This window comes from Vibrio sp. Vb0888 (genome assembly GCF_033338835.1).
GTDB lineage: Bacteria > Pseudomonadota > Gammaproteobacteria > Enterobacterales > Vibrionaceae > Vibrio > Vibrio alginolyticus.
Genome location: NZ_JAWOTL010000227.1, coordinates 1 through 1,164, shown reverse-complemented (window position 1 = coordinate 1,164; position 1,164 = coordinate 1). Strand labels below are relative to the sequence as shown.

Genomic DNA, 1,164 nt, shown 5'->3' with positions numbered 1-1,164 from the left:
ATGTGGTGACCAAATGCAACAACGCATGGGAAAACACCGTAATAATTAAGTCATGATCCGATGATATATATGAAGAGGCAGCCACAGGTTGCCTCTTTTTGATCTGGCGATTTCACGCGCATTCAACGTATACTCAAAATACGGTTTGAGTTAACTCTTTGATTATGAAACAGCAATATGCACGCTTAGTCACGACGGCAGCTTGGACAGCAACCATAGTGGCGACGCTTCTTCTCATTGTAAAAGTCATCACATGGTGGGTGACGGGATCGGTCAGCCTATTGGCATCGCTTATTGATTCGATGCTGGACATCGCCGCTTCAGTGGTGAATTTGGTGGTGGTTCGCTATTCGCTGCAACCAGCCGACAGAGAACACACTTTTGGGCATGGTAAGGCCGAGTCTCTCGCTGCGTTGGCACAGGCGATGTTTATCTCCGGCTCTGCGGTATTTTTGATCCTCAACGGTATCGATCGTTTCTTCAGGCCACACGAACTGAACGCGCCGGAGCTGGGTGTGTATGTCTCCTTGTTTGCGATGATGGTGACGTTTGGTTTGGTCATGTTCCAGAAACGCGTGGTGCGCATCACGGGCAGCCAAGCCATCGCGGCAGATTCGTTGCACTACCAAACGGATTTATACATGAACGGGGCGATCATGGTCGCGCTTGGGCTCAGCTACTTTGGTGTAACGCAAGCGGATGCGGTCTTCGCGATTGGTATTGGCATCTTCATTCTTTACAGCGCCTTCAAAATGGTCAGCGAAGCGATTCAAACGTTGCTCGACAGAAAGCTGCCCGATGAAGAGCTTGAGCAAATTAACCAAGCTTGTTTGAGCGTGAAAGGCGTGCTGGGCGTACATCAGTTGCGTACCCGTATGTCTGGTCCAACACGTTTTATTCAATTGCATTTGGAATTGGATGACAACTTGCGTTTAATTGAGGCGCATTATATTGCCGATAAAGTGGAAGATAATTTGTTGGCATTGTTCCCAGAGGCGGATGTATTGATCCATCAAGATCCGTTGTCGGTGGTATTTGGGCCAGAAAAAGAGCAAAAAGCACAAGATTGGTAAGAGTCGAAAAAACGTTTTGATCTTAACGACAAACAAGCGCTTATTGACTATCTTTCCATCAATACTTATTAAGATTCGTGATCCTGATGTG

The 1,164-nt window shown here is 47.2% G+C and carries 1 protein-coding gene; it reads left to right on the top strand.

The window, feature by feature from the left end:
* The first annotated feature begins 164 nt into the window (after nucleotides 1-164).
* Entirely contained in the window at nucleotides 165-1,073 is a 909-nt protein-coding gene (gene fieF / locus R7P72_RS25220; RefSeq protein ID WP_005482190.1) for a CDF family cation-efflux transporter FieF, read from the top strand.
* Nucleotides 1,074-1,164 lie beyond the last annotated feature (91 nt).

What these genes read in the sequence shown, in the direction of transcription:
- fieF (WP_005482190.1), top strand. Translation starts at nt 165, where the DNA reads ATGAAACAGCAATATGCACGCTTAGTCACGACGGCAGCTTGGACAGCA.